The sequence below is a fragment of the Streptomyces guryensis genome (assembly GCF_021261325.1).
Lineage (GTDB): Bacteria > Actinomycetota > Actinomycetes > Streptomycetales > Streptomycetaceae > Streptomyces > Streptomyces guryensis.
In genome coordinates, this window is record NZ_JAJSBI010000007.1 from 361738 (window position 1) to 375516 (window position 13779).

Genomic DNA, 13779 nt, shown 5'->3' on the forward strand with positions numbered 1-13779 from the left:
CCCGCTACTGCTCTGCGCCGTCCTCGATCAGACGGCGGTGCAGTTCCGTGGTCATGACGTGGATCGCTCGCGTCAGCTCGGTGTTGGTCTTGAGCTCCAACTCCTGCTCGACGAAATCGTGGTCGGCCTTGATCTGCTGGAAGGCCGCCTGCCGGTTCTGGCCGATCATGACGAACGTGGAGAGGAAGATCGCTTCCAGCGACACCACGAGCGTCAACGTGGGCCAGGGGCTGCCCTCGACGAACAGCATCCAGAGCACGAACGCGATCGCATGGATGTAGACGAACGGCATCGAACCGGCGAACTTGGTGATGGCGTCGGCGATCCGCAGTTGGGCGTCCCCGGCACGGCTGTTGCGGTGCGCAACCACTGCGGGGTGGTGCATGGCCTGGCTGTCCTGCTCACTCATAGCGGCGCGCCTCTCGCGTTTCGGGGCTTCGCGGAGCACCGCCGACCACGGGCAACTGCCCCGCGCATCCCTGGAGCCTAGCCGCGGGGCTCGGCCATCACATGGTCGCCCAGGCGCGCACAGGTGCGGGTGATCAGACGGGAGACGTGCATCTGCGAGAGACCGCGCTGCAGGGCGATGCGGTTCTGTGTCATCTCCTCGAAAAACCTCACGTAGAGGATCTTCCGCCCTCGGCGCCGCCGCGATCATCAGCGATCTCCCCGCGCTGCTGAACGCATTCCCCGCAGGACCCGCCGACGACGTCGCCCTCCTCGCCCTCAGCGCCACTTCCACGACACCCTCCGGCGCCTCGGGCACCGCACACACCAGCGTGCCCCTCCCACTCCCCGACAGCACATGACCGAGCCGAACGGGCGATGAGCCGACAGGACGACCGCCGGGCGCGCACGCCGTCATCTCCGGCCCGCCGAACGGAGGCGCCGCAGTGCCTGGCGCAGCTCCTGTCGTACCCGTTCCGGGAGCGCCTCGTCCTTCGTCGTGGCGACCAGCGCCGCGGCCACGTCCCGGAGCTTGACGTTGCAGCGCTGCGACACGTCCACCAGCAGATCCCAGGCCCTCTCACTGGAACAGGCCGCCAGGGCCATCACCATGCCGCGCGCCTGGTCGATCACCGCACGACTCACCAGCGCCCGCCCCAACTGTTCGTTGCCGGCGCGCAGTTCGACGACCTCGGCCAGCAGGTCCGCAGCCGCAGCCGTCGACAGCGGCTGCTCCTCACAGGGCGTGGTCACCTGGTGCATGGTGCGTACCTCACAACGCAGTCATCCTGTCCATGGGGGTCGGCGGCACGCCCGTTGCCGTTCGCCGGCCGCGCCGGACCGGTAAGGCGGGCCGTGGTGTCGGTCACCTGCGGTACTCGCTGTCCCGACGGACCTTGCGTCTCCACCGCGCCCGATGCCGACGGCGGTCCCGGTGGTCCCGGTACTCCCCGGGACCGGAACTGCCGCCACGGTCCCAGCCCCCGCCTTCACCACGGCGGCCGTATTGGGCGGCACCGAACACCAGCACGACCGACGCCGCGGCCGCCCACCAGATGGGGTGGAGGAAGCCGAAGCCGAACAGGACCACGATGAGGATAAGGAGCAGGACGAACACGACGGCCCCCCGGAGCGGAACAGAGCATCACAGCCGGGGGCAGGGGCCTGTTAGGACAGCCTAGCCCTGCCAAGTGACTGCTGGTAGCGCCCCATGTAACGGTCTCGCACCCGGAGCGGACGGCCACTTGCCGGCTGTTCAGGGAGCGCGGCAAGGGCTGGTGCGCGCGGTACGGCCCGAGCGCGGTACGCATGTACGCGCTGATCGTTCCGGCTTCGATCCCCTTCGTCCTCTCGCCGTTGTGATGGCCCTGTCGTAGGGGGAGGCGGGTTTCCTCTTCCGGCCTCGCGGAGCGGCGGCGCGTCCGCCACGAGGGCCGGCACGACCGGACCGGCAGATCACGCAATGGTTGCAGCGCGGGTGAGCACGGCATGGATTCAGCGCACCGGCGTATCCATCAGGGGTGCGAGGCGCACCAGCCGCAGTACCATGGATCGTGGGTTGGCTCACTCTCACGTGCAGCCGCCCGGAAGGGCGACTCCGGCGTGGTTGCGCCGGAGTCGTTGGTACAGCCGCAGTGCCGGTTCCGGTAGGGCGCCGACCTTCCAAGGGACGCGGCCCGCGTCGACCCGTGTCCCGCTCAGGAGGGACCGCGGATGATCCACGCAGCCGACATCCGCGCGTGGCGCACTCATGACGTCGTCGTCCCGCAGGGGCACAGGATCGGCGTGCTCGAAGCGGTCTACGTGCCCAGGCGATGGGAACGCGTGCGCCTTGGGGGGCACGCGACGGGCGGGGCGTGGTTGAGGTGGCCCACCACGGTTCGGATGCGCGTTCTTGGTCTACGGGACGAGTGGCGGAAGTGCTGTTCATGAGTTCTGGTCGACGTCGTTCCGCCGGAGCCGGCGCGTGTTCGGAGCGGCCGAAACGGGTGCTCGCTCTCATCGGGTCGGAATACCTGACCTAGTGTCAAGAATGGCTGCGCCGAAGCCTGTTGTCCGGTCGGAGCGGCCACGCAGGAGCACCGAGGAGGACACGGTGCCTTGGACCGATCCGTATGTCGGGAACGACGGTACTCAAGTCCGGGGAGCCGGTCGCTGTGCTTCGGGAGCGGTCCCTGTCCGGACTCGTAAGTCCCCGATGTGTGTCCCGGCCCCGACGAAGCCGAGAGGGCCCCAGCCGTTGGTGCTGGGCATGGCGGCTGCCGCGGGTGTCGGGTTCTGCGGCACCGGGGGCCTGGCTGCTGGGCAACTGGTGGCTGCTCGCCGTGCTCGCCGCCGTTGTGGCCGGGGCCGGCGGTCTCTGGCTCACGCAGTGGGCGGTGAGCGCCCGCTGGGAGCGGGTGCACGTGCGGAGGCTGCGCTACGGGCTCCCCCAGCTCGACGGGCTCCACCACGAGGACTTCGAGTTCGCGGTACGGGACCTGATGCGCCGTGACGGCTGTGCTGATGCCGTACAGGTGGGCGGGGCCGGGGACAACGGCGCGGATGTGCCGGCGACCGATCCGCTCGGCAGGCGCTGGGTGACCCCGCAAGCACCGGCAGGATGGGGCCTCGGGGTCGGCTGCATCTGGTCGACCGTGGAACGCTGGGGGAGTGGGCGGGAGGTTCACGGCCGCTCTGGGAGCTGCTTCAGCGGTGCCCCCGACGGGGTAGCGGCCGGCGTTGTCGTGAGAACCGTTGTCGTGCTGATCACGGGCGCGGTGCCGGTGCCGAGCGGGTCAGGGCGATGTGAAGCCGTCGCAGAGCCGCGGTGACCAAGTGGCCTCGTATGCCGTCGGACTCCTCGCGAAGGGGAGCCGCGGGATCGGGGCGTCGGACGAGTTGCCGTAGCCTGGCGCGGCTGTTGTGCTCGACGAGGATCGGCACGTAGCCGGCGATACGAGCGTTGCTGAGCGGCTGGTAGCAGTCCTGCACCACCTCCCGCACGACCGCGGGCTTCAGCAGGCCGGCGTAGGAGGCCGTCAGATGGTCTGTGAGCTTCTCAAGGGTGTCGGGTAGCGCAGTCTCGGCCGTGTTCGCGCCCATGGCGCGCTCCTCACTGTCACAGACGGCCGGCCTCGGCAGCCGATCGGTTTCCGGGTGCTCGGCGTCGGCCCGTCCACTTCCCACACTTGCACGGATCGCGTCCGTGGAACGGTCCGCCGGATCTGTTCATCAACTGGCCATCTGGGACAGGTCGACCTGCGGACGGGCCCGTACGGCCGGCCAGAGGAGTAGGCTGATGTTACCGAGGGTATTTCGCGCACCGGCCTTCATGCTTGTGTCGTTTTCGGCGATTGATTACACCGGGCCGGTCCGACCGGCCCGGAGCAGGGTTCGCATCATGACTGCGACCGTTTCGTACGCGCCGACACTCCAAGGTCGGCCCTCCCCTCCGTCCCTCTGCATGCCGCCGGCTCTCACCGGTTCGACTCCGGCTCTCCTGGCCGGCGCCTGGTGGCCCCCCTCCTGTTATCCGGGGGCGGAACCTCCTTCATCGACTGCCCTGCTCGACCCGCGGACGACTCCCGTCTCGGCCGTGCGGCTGATGGCAGCCGTGAGCGACCCGCTGCGCACGTCGGCCACGGGCCGGCTGATGGACGAGGCGGCGCGTCTGCGCACCGTGACGGCGACCGACCGGGCCGTGGAGGTCGTCTGGGACGCTGAAGGAGGCCGTGAGGCCCGCGGTCCGACCTCCCGTCCACTGATCCCGGCAGTTACTGCTCCGGTAGTTGCCATTCCGGCAGCCGCCCTGCCGACACCGCATCCGGCGAAGGGCAGGTGAGGGTCATGGAGACCTTCGTGGCCGTGATGGTGCTCCTGGCGATGGTCGTTGTGGGCGTGCTCCTGATCCACCTGCTCAACAACCAGCACGACGAGCGCATCGCCGCTTTCCACTACAGCCGCTCCCGGTCCGCTGTCCGGGGGTTGGCACCATCGGCCCCGCAGAGGCATCGCGGCCGTGGCGGAACGAGTAGCGCCGGTGATCGCCGCGACCACCGCGACGGGGGACGCGGACGGCTCCGGCCACGGCGCCGGACCCGGACGGCGGGGAAGTGAGTCGCCATGCTCCCCGCCACGCACCCCGTCAGGCTTCTGGCGGACACCTGCAGTGAGCCGGTGCTTCCCGGCACCGCGGTCCTGCGGATGGAGACGACAGCCCGGCGCACGGGGACGTTCGACGGCGCGTGGTGGCCGCGGACACGCGACCTCAAGAGCCAACTGTCGGGTCTCCTCACCGCGCTGGCGGCTCGCCTGGGCCCCATCGCCCGCGTGGGCCTCGACGCGAGCGACTGGGACGGGTCCCCCGGCCATCTGTTCGTCGACGGGCACATGGTCCGCATCGATTGGTCCGCCGTGGGCGACAACACCATGATCGTCACCCGTGGCGACCAGGACCACTTCCTGTTCCTCGTGATCCCGCCGGGAGCAGGTACCGGCCCCGCGCGTGCCGCGATGGCCATGGCCGTACAGGACGACAACGCCGTCTCGGCCGAGCGGATCCTGGCCGCCACCGGCATCACCCGGGCCGACCGGAGCGACGTAGCGCAAAGTTCGCCCGGCTGAACCGGGCCGATACAGCAGAGCCTGCGACAGCAGCCCGGGACCCCGGCCGCAGCACGGACGACAGGTCGGGGTCCTGCCGTGCCGGACACCTCCCGGACCGTCCGGGTCCCGGGACCGTCATCGACGTGAGGAATGTGAGAACCATGGGTGTTCTGATCACCGTGCTGGTGGTGTTCGCCGTGGCCGGGCTGGTCCTGCTCGCCCTGAGCCTGCGCAACGTCCAGCAGTACGAGAAGGGCGTGGTGTTCCGCTTCGGGCGGCTGCTGCCGGACATCCGTGGGCCCGGCCTGCGCGTCATCCGGCCGATCGGGGACCGGATGCGGAAGGTGTCGGTACAGACCGAGGTGCTCGGCATCCCTCCGCAGGGGTCCATCACCGCCGACAACGTGACGCTCACCGTCGACGCGGTCGTCTACTTCAGGGTCATCGACCCGGTCAAGGCCCTGGTGAACGTGCGGGACTACCCCAGCGCCGTCTCCCAGATCGCCCAGACCTCGCTTCGTGCCGTCATCGGCAGGGCGGATCTGGACACGCTCCTCTCCGACCGCGACCACATCAACACGGAGCTCAAGAAGGTGATGGACGCCCCCACCGAGGAACCGTGGGGACTGCGCATCGAGCGGGTGGAGATCAAGGACATCGCCCTTCCGCAGTCGATGATGCGTTCCATGTCCAAGCAGGCCGAGGCCGAGCGCGAGCGCCGTGCCCGGGTCATCGCCGCCGACGGTGAGTTCCAGGCGTCCCAGCGGCTGAGTGACGCCGCGGCGACCATGGCCGACACTCCGGGCGCGCTCCAACTGCGCCTGCTGCAGACCGTGGTGGACGTCTCCGCGGAGAAGAACAGCACCCTGGTCATGCCGTTCCCGGTGGAGATGCTCCGCTTCTTCGAGCACCAGAGCCAGGAGACCGGCGGCGAATCCGTCCACCGGAGCATCCCACGCCCCGCGCTCCCCGAACGCCCGGAACTCCCGGAACCGATCACCTCTGCCCCACCCGCCGCGCCCGCCTTCCCCCTGAGCGGACAACGGGTCGGCTCCCACGGAGATCGGATCGGCAGGCGCGCGGATGTGGCGCGGGAGCGGCGGGACAATTGGCCGGCACACGCGGACTCCGACTCCGACGCGTCATATACCGGCGGCTGAACGTCGGGTGAACCGTTGACTGGCGCTGCACCTGGTAGGGGAACTGGCGGATCTGTACGTGGACTCACGCGAGACGCCACCCCATCAGGCATGGCCTCCGGCATCCGCCGGCCACGGTTCGCCATGGTGATCGCGGAGACGGAGGGTCTGGTGGGATGAGCCTTCGGATTCCCGCTCCGTAGCGGCGTCCGGTGGCTCGGCCGTGACGGAGTATTACCGCGCGCATCGAGCAACTCGCCATGTTCTGCAGTGTCTTCGCGATCACCGACATTATGGGCCGTCCGCGACCGCAGGACGGTGTCTCGATCGACAGTTCACGATCGACCTCACAAAGTGCACTCGCTTCACCCGGGGCGGCACCGAGGTTCCCGGCTGACCTCGGGCTGCGAGCAGTGCCCCTGATACTGGCGAAATATGCTGTTGCCGGCGCAGATTTCTCGGACACGAGGTGCGATGCGGTTCAAACTTTGACCACGCGAATACCAAGGCCGGACAGCATGTGGAGGTCCTCGGGGTCGGACGTCAGGACGGTCACGGGGGCGGGTGAGGTGAGTGCGGTGGCGGCGACGATGGCGTCGAGGGCGTATTTGTGGCCGTGTAGGCCGGCTGCGGCGAGGAGTTTGCCGGCGTGGCGGGCGATGGCTTCGGTGGGCGGGATGATGTTGACGCGGGAGACGGCCTAGTCGAAGCGGGCCTGGTTGGTTTTGGGGTCGCGGGCTTCGACGAGGGTGACGGAGCTGGTGATGACGCGGATGTCCTCGGCCTCGGCGGCGGAGAGACATTCGGTGAGTTCGGGTGTGTGTCGTACGAGTTTGGACAGGCCTTCGCAGTCCAGGACGAGGGTGCCGCTCACGCGGCGTCCGCGGAGCCGGCCGTGTCGCCGCGCAGGAGCGCCCGCTTGGCCTCGACCGCTGCCCGATCCACCGGCCCGTGCTCGGTTTCCGAGTCTTCGATGAGTTCGCGCAGCCGGTCGCGTTCGAGTTGGCGTTGGATGAGGGCTTCGACGTAGGCGGACATGCCGCGCTTGCCGGTGCGCGCCTTGAGGGCGGCGATGGTGCCTTCGTGGAGGGAGACGGAGACCGGGCGGACGGGGCCTTCGCCTGGAGCGGGGTCGGGGGTGGTGGCCATGGAACCAATTTGACAAAACTCTTGTTATTTGGGTGGGGTGATTCCGTGGCGTGCGGCTTGACCTGAGGCGGCGCGGGTTGTCTCGCGGGGTATGGACCCCTGTGATCACCAAGCGCGAGGATGCGTCCCGTGGGCTGACGCGTGAGGAACTGCTCGCACTGCCTGGAGCCGGCGAACCGTGCGCTGTCCCTCAGCCGGACCACCGGGTACGACCTTGCCAAGCGTGGCCGGTATCCGTGCACGGTCCTGCGTCTGGGCAACGCCTACCGGGTCGTCACCGCCGACCTGCTCAAGCTGCTCCACGTCGACGTACCGGAGCGCGCAGGCGTCGACGAGTCGACGGCTGTCACGCCCGAGGTGGAAGGAGGCCGGTTTTCGTCGAGCTGTTGTTGCTGTGTGCGCCGCTGTGCTCGTCTGCGTGAGGCGTGTGGGCGGGGAGACCACGGATGATGGCGATCGGCCTCATATGTGGGATCTCGACAAGCCGTGCGACCATGTTGTCGCCACTGAGCTTGTAGGCCAGTTCATCGCCCTGCCAAAGGGGCGGGGAGCGCAAGGGGAGCGCGGACGCCTGTGGACGGTGCAACACGGCGTACGAGCAGCGGGACCGTGGTCAGTGCTCTGATCTGCGAAAACGGGATCTGATGCGATCACGGGGCATAACTCGTCACGATCCCTATCGCCCTCGTAATGCGTAGGTCTCGGGTTCGAATCCCGAAGGCGGCTCCAAGGTGAACCCCAGGTCAGGGCTTTGACCTGGGGTTTCTTGTTTTGGTTGACCTTGGAATTCGGGCCCATCGGGCACGTGTGGTCTGTGCATCGCAATGCGTAGGTCTGGAGTTGACGGCCAGTGGCGATTGCGGATCACGGGGCTTTGACCTCGGCATTTGTTCATGGCTGTCGATCCCCCCGGCCCAATCCGGGCGAGCTGGTGGCCATTTGGTGGCCAGGCGTGCAGAGGTCGTGCAGATGGCACCTCGGCCAGCCTCGCGGATTTCGCATGGGAGTTGTGCCATCCAGACAATCGCGCGGCCAGCCGGGTTTTCCTGGGGCGAGGGCGATGACGCGCTGCCTCACTATCGGCCGTCCCAGTAGGGCGAACCGAGCTGGATCGCGTCGTCGGCCGGTGCGGCGACCTGCTGTCCGGAGGCTCCGGCGTCCTCGGCAGCCTGCGCGGTCGTGTACGCGTGACCGGCCGCATCTACCGCGCCGGCGACCGCCTTGGCGGCCTCGGCCTTGGCTGCGTCGGCCCTGGGCCTCGCGACCTACGACAACAGCCGTGCCGGCCGATCCAGCCGGGGCCCATCTGTGCGGCGTCGGTGCACGGCGCGGGAGGACGTGGGCTCGGCGGATACTGGACAGGGCGCCGTGCTGTCGTGGCCGCTCGACAAGGCGCCATCCGTAGGCGTCCGCGCGGCGAGGTCGTGACTCCCTTGGCCGGTTGAGCGCAGGCCGCGCTCATGGTGGTGGAACCCGTAGTGGTGGAAGACGTGTGAACCGCCTGCGGGCGTAGATCACGACATGCCACAGTCGCGGTATGCGCGGCGCGGACGGAGTGACGGACGAGGGGGTCCCGGCACAGTCGGGGACGGGCGCGGAGGGGTCCGTGACCGGGGTGGTGCGGCGACGGTGGGGTGTCGCCCTGGGCGGGGTGCTCCCGGCGCGGTTCTTCGAGCCAGGCTGGGCCTACGAGGAACGGGTGGAGCGCCGTTGTCCCGTCTGCGAGGGGGAGTTGCACGCGCTGCGCAGGCCGTACGAGTCGCAGGGGCGGGTGTACCGGTATGCCGCGCTGGTCTGTCCTGGCTGCCCCACCGCGTTCAGTCTCGCCGACCTGGGGGTGAAGACGTACGACCAGCTCACGGCCGCGTCTTCGGCGGCCGTGTCCGTCCGCTGGGGCCCTGCCCGAGTGGTCCCGGGGTCAGCGTGACCGCGATCCGCGTCCCCGGGCAGTTCCCCGGGGCGATGCGCGGGGGGCGCCCTCCGGCGTGGCCGGACGACCTGGCCGTGCCGGAGCAGACCGAGAAGCGGGCCCTGTTGTGGTGCAAGGTGACCGATCCGGACTGGCGCCCCACCGAGGAGGCGGTCGCGGCGGCGGAGGACGTGCGGGTGATCCTGCCCGAGGGTCCGGGATACGACGCGCTGCGGATCTGGCTCGCGGAGCGCGGTGTCCAGTACCGGGTCAGCCGCTACTGGGAAGAGGCCGAAGAGGTCGGCACGCTCAATGAGTTGGGCGGCCGTACGGATCTGGTCGCGGTCGGTCCGGGTGGCGCTGTCCCGGCCGCGGGTCCCTGGGCGGTGGCGGCCCGGGAGGCCTTCGCCGCGCAGTGGGACGGTGCGGAGGAGTTACCGGAGGACGACGGCGACGCGTACGTGCGCGTTGGGGAGTTGGTGCCCGCCGAGTGGGCCGCGCTGCTGCCGCATCCGTCGTTCAACCCGGCCCAGGCGGCTGCCGTTCCCGTCGTTCGGGAGGGCACCGGGCATCTGGTGGTGGTGGCGCCCACCGGCGCGGGCAAGACCCCGATCGGCATGGTCGCGGCGCTGGACGCGCACGCCCGGGGCGAGAAGGCCGCCTGGCTGGTGCCGCAGCGCTCGCTCACCGACGAACTCGACCGGGAGCTCCAGCTGTGGCGGCGCCAGGGGCTGCACGTGGTACGGCTGACCGGTGAGGCCGCCGTGGACTCCGGGCTGATCCGGGCGGCCGATGTGTGGGTGGCGACGACGGAGAAGTTCGAGGCGATCTGCCGTGCGGGGTCGTTGCGCGACGCGCTCGCCGAGGTGGGCTGCTTGGTTGTCGACGAGATCCATCTGCTCGGCGATCCGGTGCGTGGCGCAGTACTGGAGGCGCTGCTCGCGCGGGTGCGGGAGGACGGTGCGGGCGCGCGGATCGTCGGGCTGTCGGCGACGGTCGCCAACGCGGACGAAGTGGCCGAGTGGCTGGGCGCCCGCCTGGTCCGCACGGCCTGGCGGCCCACCCGGCTGACCTGGCAGTTGCCGGTCCTGCCGGCGGTGGACGAGGCGGACTGGGCGGCGCGGGCCGCGGTGCGCACCGCGGCCGCTGTACGGATCGCCCGCGGGGTCGGTGCGGACGGCGGCAGCGTGCTGGTGTTCTGCGGCAGCAAGCGACGGGTGCGGGCGACCGCGCTGGCTCTGGCCGCCGACCGTGGCGTGTCGACCGCAGGCGTGGACGCGGACGATGCCGCACTCGTCGAGCGGCTGTGCACCAAGGTCGGGGTGCGGCTGCACTACCGGGACTGGCCCTACAAGCGGGACGCCGAGCAGGCCTTCCGTACCCGTGAGGCGGACATCCTGGTTGCCACCTCCACCGTCGCCGCGGGCGTCAACCTCCCCGCCCGGGCCGTGATCGTCGCCGACACCACCATCGGCCTGGACCGCGTCGAGGTGTCCATGGTCCAGCAGATGTTCGGACGGGCCGGCCGCATCGGCGCCGGGGAGCGCGAGGGCTGGGCGTTCCTGCTCGCGGACCCGGGGGAGCGGGCGCACTGGCAGGCCCGGCTCGCCGCCGGATACACGGTGCGGTCACGGCTGGGCGACCACCTTCCCGACCACCTCCTCGCCGAGGCCGTCCAGGAACGGGTGTCCACGGTCGAGGAGGCGGAGCGGTGGTGGTCGGGGACGCTGGCCGCGCACCAGGGACACGCCGGTGTCGAACCGCTGCGTGAGGCGGTGGCGTTCCTCACGACGGCGGGCTGTCTGCGCGGCCCCGTGGGTGAGGACCGTTGGGAGACGAGCCCGCTGGGCAGGCTGACCAGCCGCTTCATGGTGGACGCCGCCCTCGCCGACGACCTGGCAACCGCGGTGCGAGAGGCCCCGGTGCCCGAATACGCCTTCACCGCAGAGCGGTCGCTGGCGGCCCTGCTCAGCACCCGCCTCCCGGTGTTGGAACAGGCACCGTTCACCGACCGGGCCCGTACGGCACTGCGCCGCGTACTGCGCGAGGCGGAGCAGGAGCATCCGCAGGAGACCGACGAGTCTGCGCAGGACGAGCCGAAGCCGGTGGCCGGAGACCTCGCCCGCGCGGTCCTCCACCTCGTCGCCGACCGCCCCGGCCTCTTCCGTGGTCGTCCTGGTTACGTGCTGGGCATCCCCGTCGACTCCATGACCGGCATCCTGGAGGAGGCCCGGCGCTACCTGGCCTGGCTCGGCGCGCAGGGCCCGCTCGGCACGGTCCACCCGTGGGCGGCCGTCGTCGCCGGTGACCTGGCCCAGCGTATCCGTTGGCGTACGCTCGGGCCCGGCCGAGGGGCGGGACGGCTGTTGTGGATGTGTGAACGGATGGCCACCGCCCCGCTCGCGCCCGATCTCGTTCCCCGGATGTGGCGCGCGGCCCGCGCCCGCGGCGTCGACGCCCCCGACTGGTCGGGGACGACACCGCCGAACGACTGCGCCTTGCTCCCGGACCGTTACCGCGCGCTGCTCGCGGAGCGCGCCACCGGCGTCCACCTGGACCTGCGGGAGGACGACGGCGAGGTCCGGGTGGCGGCGCCACCGGGCTCGGTGATCCGGCTGTGGAACGGCGCGACCACCACCCTGCACAGCGGCGACGGCGAGGCGACCACCCTGCTCCTGCCGCCCGACGACCCGTCGGACAACTCGGCCGGCAACAGCGGGGCGGCCGTCTTCACCAGGGGTGGTGACCGGCTGGGGACGGGGTGGCTCGGGGCGTACGCGGAGATCCGCCGCTGAGCCCGGCCGGAGGGCGGGTCCCTACGGCGGCCACCGCCCGGCAGGGGGTGCAAGAGGGGCGCGCTGTAGCACAAGTGGCATGGGCCGAGGAGCGGCTCACACGCACCGATCGGGGTGCGGCAGACTGGTGTGGATCCGCTGGCACACGTCCGGCCGGACGTGTGCCAGCCGAAACAGGAGAGAAGGGGAGCCCATAGTTCCGTGAGTGACGAGTTCGACCTCCCGGAGCCCGATGCCGCGGATCCCGTCGACGAGGGCGCGTTCGGTATCGACGCGTTCTCCCTCGACGACCGGCTGCGGCTGTTCCACTTCGCCGCGGCCGAGAAGCGTCACGAGTACCTGTGGCTGTTGCGTGCCTTCGACCGCGGACGCGCCAACTACCAGGTGCTGCTGCACGCCTCGGACGCGGTGGGACTGCTGGAGCGGCTCGCCGCCGACCATCCCGCTGCGGGCGCCGTCGGCGGGACGGCCGGCGTTCAGCCGTTGCTCGACGCGCTCGCGGAGTGGCAGGTCCTGGACCGGTCGTACGACGGGACGCGCGCCGCGAACCTTGCCGAGTACCGCAACCGCCACTACGTGTACCAGTTCACCCAGGCCGGGTACCGGGCGTACCGGGCGGTGGAGGACGTGCTCGGCGCGAGCCTGGAGGACGCCCAGCTCTCCCGCCTCGTCTTCCCCGACATCCTCGGGGACCTGCGCGCGCTGGCCGAGGCCAACACGGCGGGCGACGGCGAGGAGGTGTACCGCAAGCTCGGCCGGCTCGACTCGGTGCTGAACGAGATGGCGCAGCGCGCCGCCCGCTTCTACCTCATGCTGGGCGACCTGGCGCGCACCAACGACACCCGGCCCGAGGTGTTCCTCGCCCACAAGGACACGCTCCTCGCGCACATGCGGGAGTTCACCGCCGAACTCGGCCGCTACGCCCCGCTGCTCGCCGAGGCGGTCGAGAAGGCCGCGGCCACCGGTGTGGACCGGATGATCGAGTACGCGGCCGAGGCCGACGAGCGGCTCTTCCGCAGCCCCGCCGAGCGCCTCGCGGACTGGCGGCACCGGTGGGACGGCATCGTCCACTGGTTCGCGGAGCGCGAGCACAGCGAGACCGAGCGGCTGCAGGACGCCACCGTCACCGCGATCCGCTCCGTCCTCGCCCTGCTGCGTCGGGTCACCGAGGCGCGCCGGGGCGGGGTGAGCCGGGAGAGCCAACTGCGCCATCTCGCCCAGTGGTTCACCTCCTGCGAGAGCGACGAGGACGCGCACGCCCTGTTCCAGGCGGTCTTCGGGCTCGGTGCGCCCCGCCACATCGCCGTCCCGTACGCCGACCCCGAGCAGATCCCGGGCCGTACCTCCTGGTGGGAGGCGGAACCGGTCGAGCTGGCCCGCACCCTGGTCCAGTCCGGCCGCACCCCCGCCCTGCACGGGCCCGGCCGCATCGAACGCGACGACGACCGCCGGGCCCTGCTGCGCGCCGAGCAGCTCAAGGAGCAGGCCGAGCGCCGGGGTGCCGCGAACTCCCTCGCCTCGGACGGCGTGTACGGCCGGACCCTCGACGAGCCCGAGACACGCGCCCTGCTGGCCCTGCTGGACGTGGCACTCGCCGCCCGGGTCCCCGCCAGCCGCCGGGTCACCGCCGCCTCCGGTTCCGCCCACGGGGTGCGGCTCACCCTCACCCCAGCGGAGGGCTCCACCACCGTCGACACCGTGCGGGGCCGGCTTCATCTCGACGGGCTGCGCCTGGAGGTCACCGTATGAACAA

The 13779-nt window shown here is 70.6% G+C and carries 13 protein-coding genes and 3 pseudogenes; 9 read left to right on the top strand and 7 right to left on the bottom strand.

The features are described 5' to 3' along the window. Positions 1-4: 4 nt before the first annotated feature. The 4 genes and pseudogenes from LJ657_RS17365 to LJ657_RS17380 form a co-directional block, all read right to left on the bottom strand. The gene (locus LJ657_RS17365; protein ID WP_232649513.1) at positions 5-409 is read right to left on the bottom strand and encodes a DUF1003 domain-containing protein; all 405 of its coding nucleotides are present in this window, start codon (positions 407-409) and stop codon (positions 5-7) included. A 77-nt stretch (positions 410-486) separates the two neighbouring features. After that, positions 487-642, bottom strand: a pseudogene (locus LJ657_RS17370) (sigma factor-like helix-turn-helix DNA-binding protein); the annotation flags it as partial. 219 nt (positions 643-861) lie between these two features. Continuing rightward, positions 862-1209: an ANTAR domain-containing protein gene (locus tag LJ657_RS17375; RefSeq protein ID WP_232649514.1), complete on the bottom strand. Its 348-nt coding sequence runs from the start codon at positions 1207-1209 to the stop codon at positions 862-864. Positions 1210-1312: 103 nt separating this feature from the next. Further along, entirely contained in the window at positions 1313-1564 is a 252-nt protein-coding gene (locus tag LJ657_RS17380) for a hypothetical protein (protein ID WP_232649515.1), read from the bottom strand. Between the two features lie 1150 nt (positions 1565-2714). Between LJ657_RS17380 and LJ657_RS17390 the strand changes: the two genes are divergently transcribed. Then, the gene (locus LJ657_RS17390; protein WP_308117054.1) at positions 2715-3260 is read left to right on the top strand and encodes a restriction endonuclease; all 546 of its coding nucleotides are present in this window, start codon (positions 2715-2717) and stop codon (positions 3258-3260) included. Here LJ657_RS17390 and LJ657_RS17395 read toward each other — a convergent pair. After that, entirely contained in the window at positions 3196-3531 is a 336-nt protein-coding gene (locus LJ657_RS17395; protein WP_232649516.1) for a three-helix bundle dimerization domain-containing protein, read from the bottom strand. The genes LJ657_RS17390 and LJ657_RS17395 overlap by 65 nt on opposite strands. Positions 3532-4033: 502 nt before the next feature. On the opposite strand from LJ657_RS17395, the gene LJ657_RS17400 reads away from it, so the two are divergent. From LJ657_RS17400 to LJ657_RS17415, 4 genes are all read left to right on the top strand, one after another. Next, the gene (locus LJ657_RS17400) at positions 4034-4270 is read left to right on the top strand and encodes a hypothetical protein (protein WP_232649517.1); all 237 of its coding nucleotides are present in this window, start codon (positions 4034-4036) and stop codon (positions 4268-4270) included. A gap of 5 nt (positions 4271-4275) precedes the next feature. After that, positions 4276-4545 (top strand): hypothetical protein, encoded by a 270-nt coding sequence (locus LJ657_RS17405; RefSeq protein ID WP_232649518.1) that lies wholly within the window; start codon positions 4276-4278, stop codon positions 4543-4545. Positions 4546-4551: 6 nt separating this feature from the next. After that, positions 4552-5052: a DUF5994 family protein gene (locus LJ657_RS17410; RefSeq protein ID WP_232649519.1), complete on the top strand. Its 501-nt coding sequence runs from the start codon at positions 4552-4554 to the stop codon at positions 5050-5052. A 143-nt stretch (positions 5053-5195) separates the two neighbouring features. Then, positions 5196-6194, top strand: coding sequence for a slipin family protein (locus LJ657_RS17415; protein WP_232649520.1), 999 nt, complete (start codon positions 5196-5198; stop codon positions 6192-6194). 460 nt (positions 6195-6654) lie between these two features. Here the strand turns inward: LJ657_RS17415 and LJ657_RS17420 are convergent. Together LJ657_RS17420 and LJ657_RS17425 are read right to left on the bottom strand one after the other, a co-directional pair. Next, a pseudogene (locus LJ657_RS17420) lies at positions 6655-7047 on the bottom strand (type II toxin-antitoxin system VapC family toxin). Beyond that, positions 7044-7322, bottom strand: a complete 279-nt coding sequence (locus LJ657_RS17425; RefSeq protein WP_232649521.1) for a hypothetical protein — start codon at positions 7320-7322, stop codon at positions 7044-7046. The pseudogene LJ657_RS17420 and the gene LJ657_RS17425 overlap by 4 nt, the downstream one beginning before the upstream one ends. Positions 7323-7423: 101 nt before the next feature. Here LJ657_RS17425 and LJ657_RS17430 point away from each other — a divergent pair. From LJ657_RS17430 to LJ657_RS17445, 4 genes and pseudogenes are all read left to right on the top strand, one after another. Further along, positions 7424-7622 (top strand): annotated as a pseudogene (locus LJ657_RS17430) (hypothetical protein); the annotation flags it as partial. Positions 7623-8859: 1237 nt separating this feature from the next. Continuing rightward, on the top strand, positions 8860-9249 hold the full coding sequence (locus LJ657_RS17435; RefSeq protein ID WP_232649522.1) for a hypothetical protein: 390 nt from the start codon (positions 8860-8862) through the stop codon (positions 9247-9249). Further along, positions 9246-12026 carry a DEAD/DEAH box helicase gene (locus LJ657_RS17440; RefSeq protein WP_232649523.1) on the top strand — a complete coding sequence of 927 codons (2781 nt, stop codon included), beginning with the start codon at positions 9246-9248 and terminating at the stop codon, positions 12024-12026. The genes LJ657_RS17435 and LJ657_RS17440 overlap by 4 nt, the downstream gene beginning before the upstream one ends. A gap of 201 nt (positions 12027-12227) precedes the next feature. Then, positions 12228-13775 carry a TIGR02677 family protein gene (locus LJ657_RS17445; RefSeq protein ID WP_232649524.1) on the top strand — a complete coding sequence of 516 codons (1548 nt, stop codon included), beginning with the start codon at positions 12228-12230 and terminating at the stop codon, positions 13773-13775. Positions 13776-13779 lie beyond the last annotated feature (4 nt).

Bases quoted from the DNA above. Each gene is read 5' to 3' on its own strand.
- LJ657_RS17365 (WP_232649513.1), bottom strand. From the start codon at position 409: ATGAGTGAGCAGGACAGCCAGGCCATGCACCACCCCGCAGTGGTTGCG.
- LJ657_RS17375 (WP_232649514.1), bottom strand. From the start codon at position 1,209: ATGCACCAGGTGACCACGCCCTGTGAGGAGCAGCCGCTGTCGACGGCT.
- LJ657_RS17395 (WP_232649516.1), bottom strand. From the start codon at position 3,531: ATGGGCGCGAACACGGCCGAGACTGCGCTACCCGACACCCTTGAGAAG.
- LJ657_RS17400 (WP_232649517.1), top strand. From the start codon at position 4,034: ATGGCAGCCGTGAGCGACCCGCTGCGCACGTCGGCCACGGGCCGGCTG.
- LJ657_RS17405 (WP_232649518.1), top strand. From the start codon at position 4,276: ATGGAGACCTTCGTGGCCGTGATGGTGCTCCTGGCGATGGTCGTTGTG.
- LJ657_RS17410 (WP_232649519.1), top strand. From the start codon at position 4,552: ATGCTCCCCGCCACGCACCCCGTCAGGCTTCTGGCGGACACCTGCAGT.
- LJ657_RS17415 (WP_232649520.1), top strand. From the start codon at position 5,196: ATGGGTGTTCTGATCACCGTGCTGGTGGTGTTCGCCGTGGCCGGGCTG.
- LJ657_RS17425 (WP_232649521.1), bottom strand. From the start codon at position 7,322: ATGGCCACCACCCCCGACCCCGCTCCAGGCGAAGGCCCCGTCCGCCCG.
- LJ657_RS17435 (WP_232649522.1), top strand. From the start codon at position 8,860: ATGCGCGGCGCGGACGGAGTGACGGACGAGGGGGTCCCGGCACAGTCG.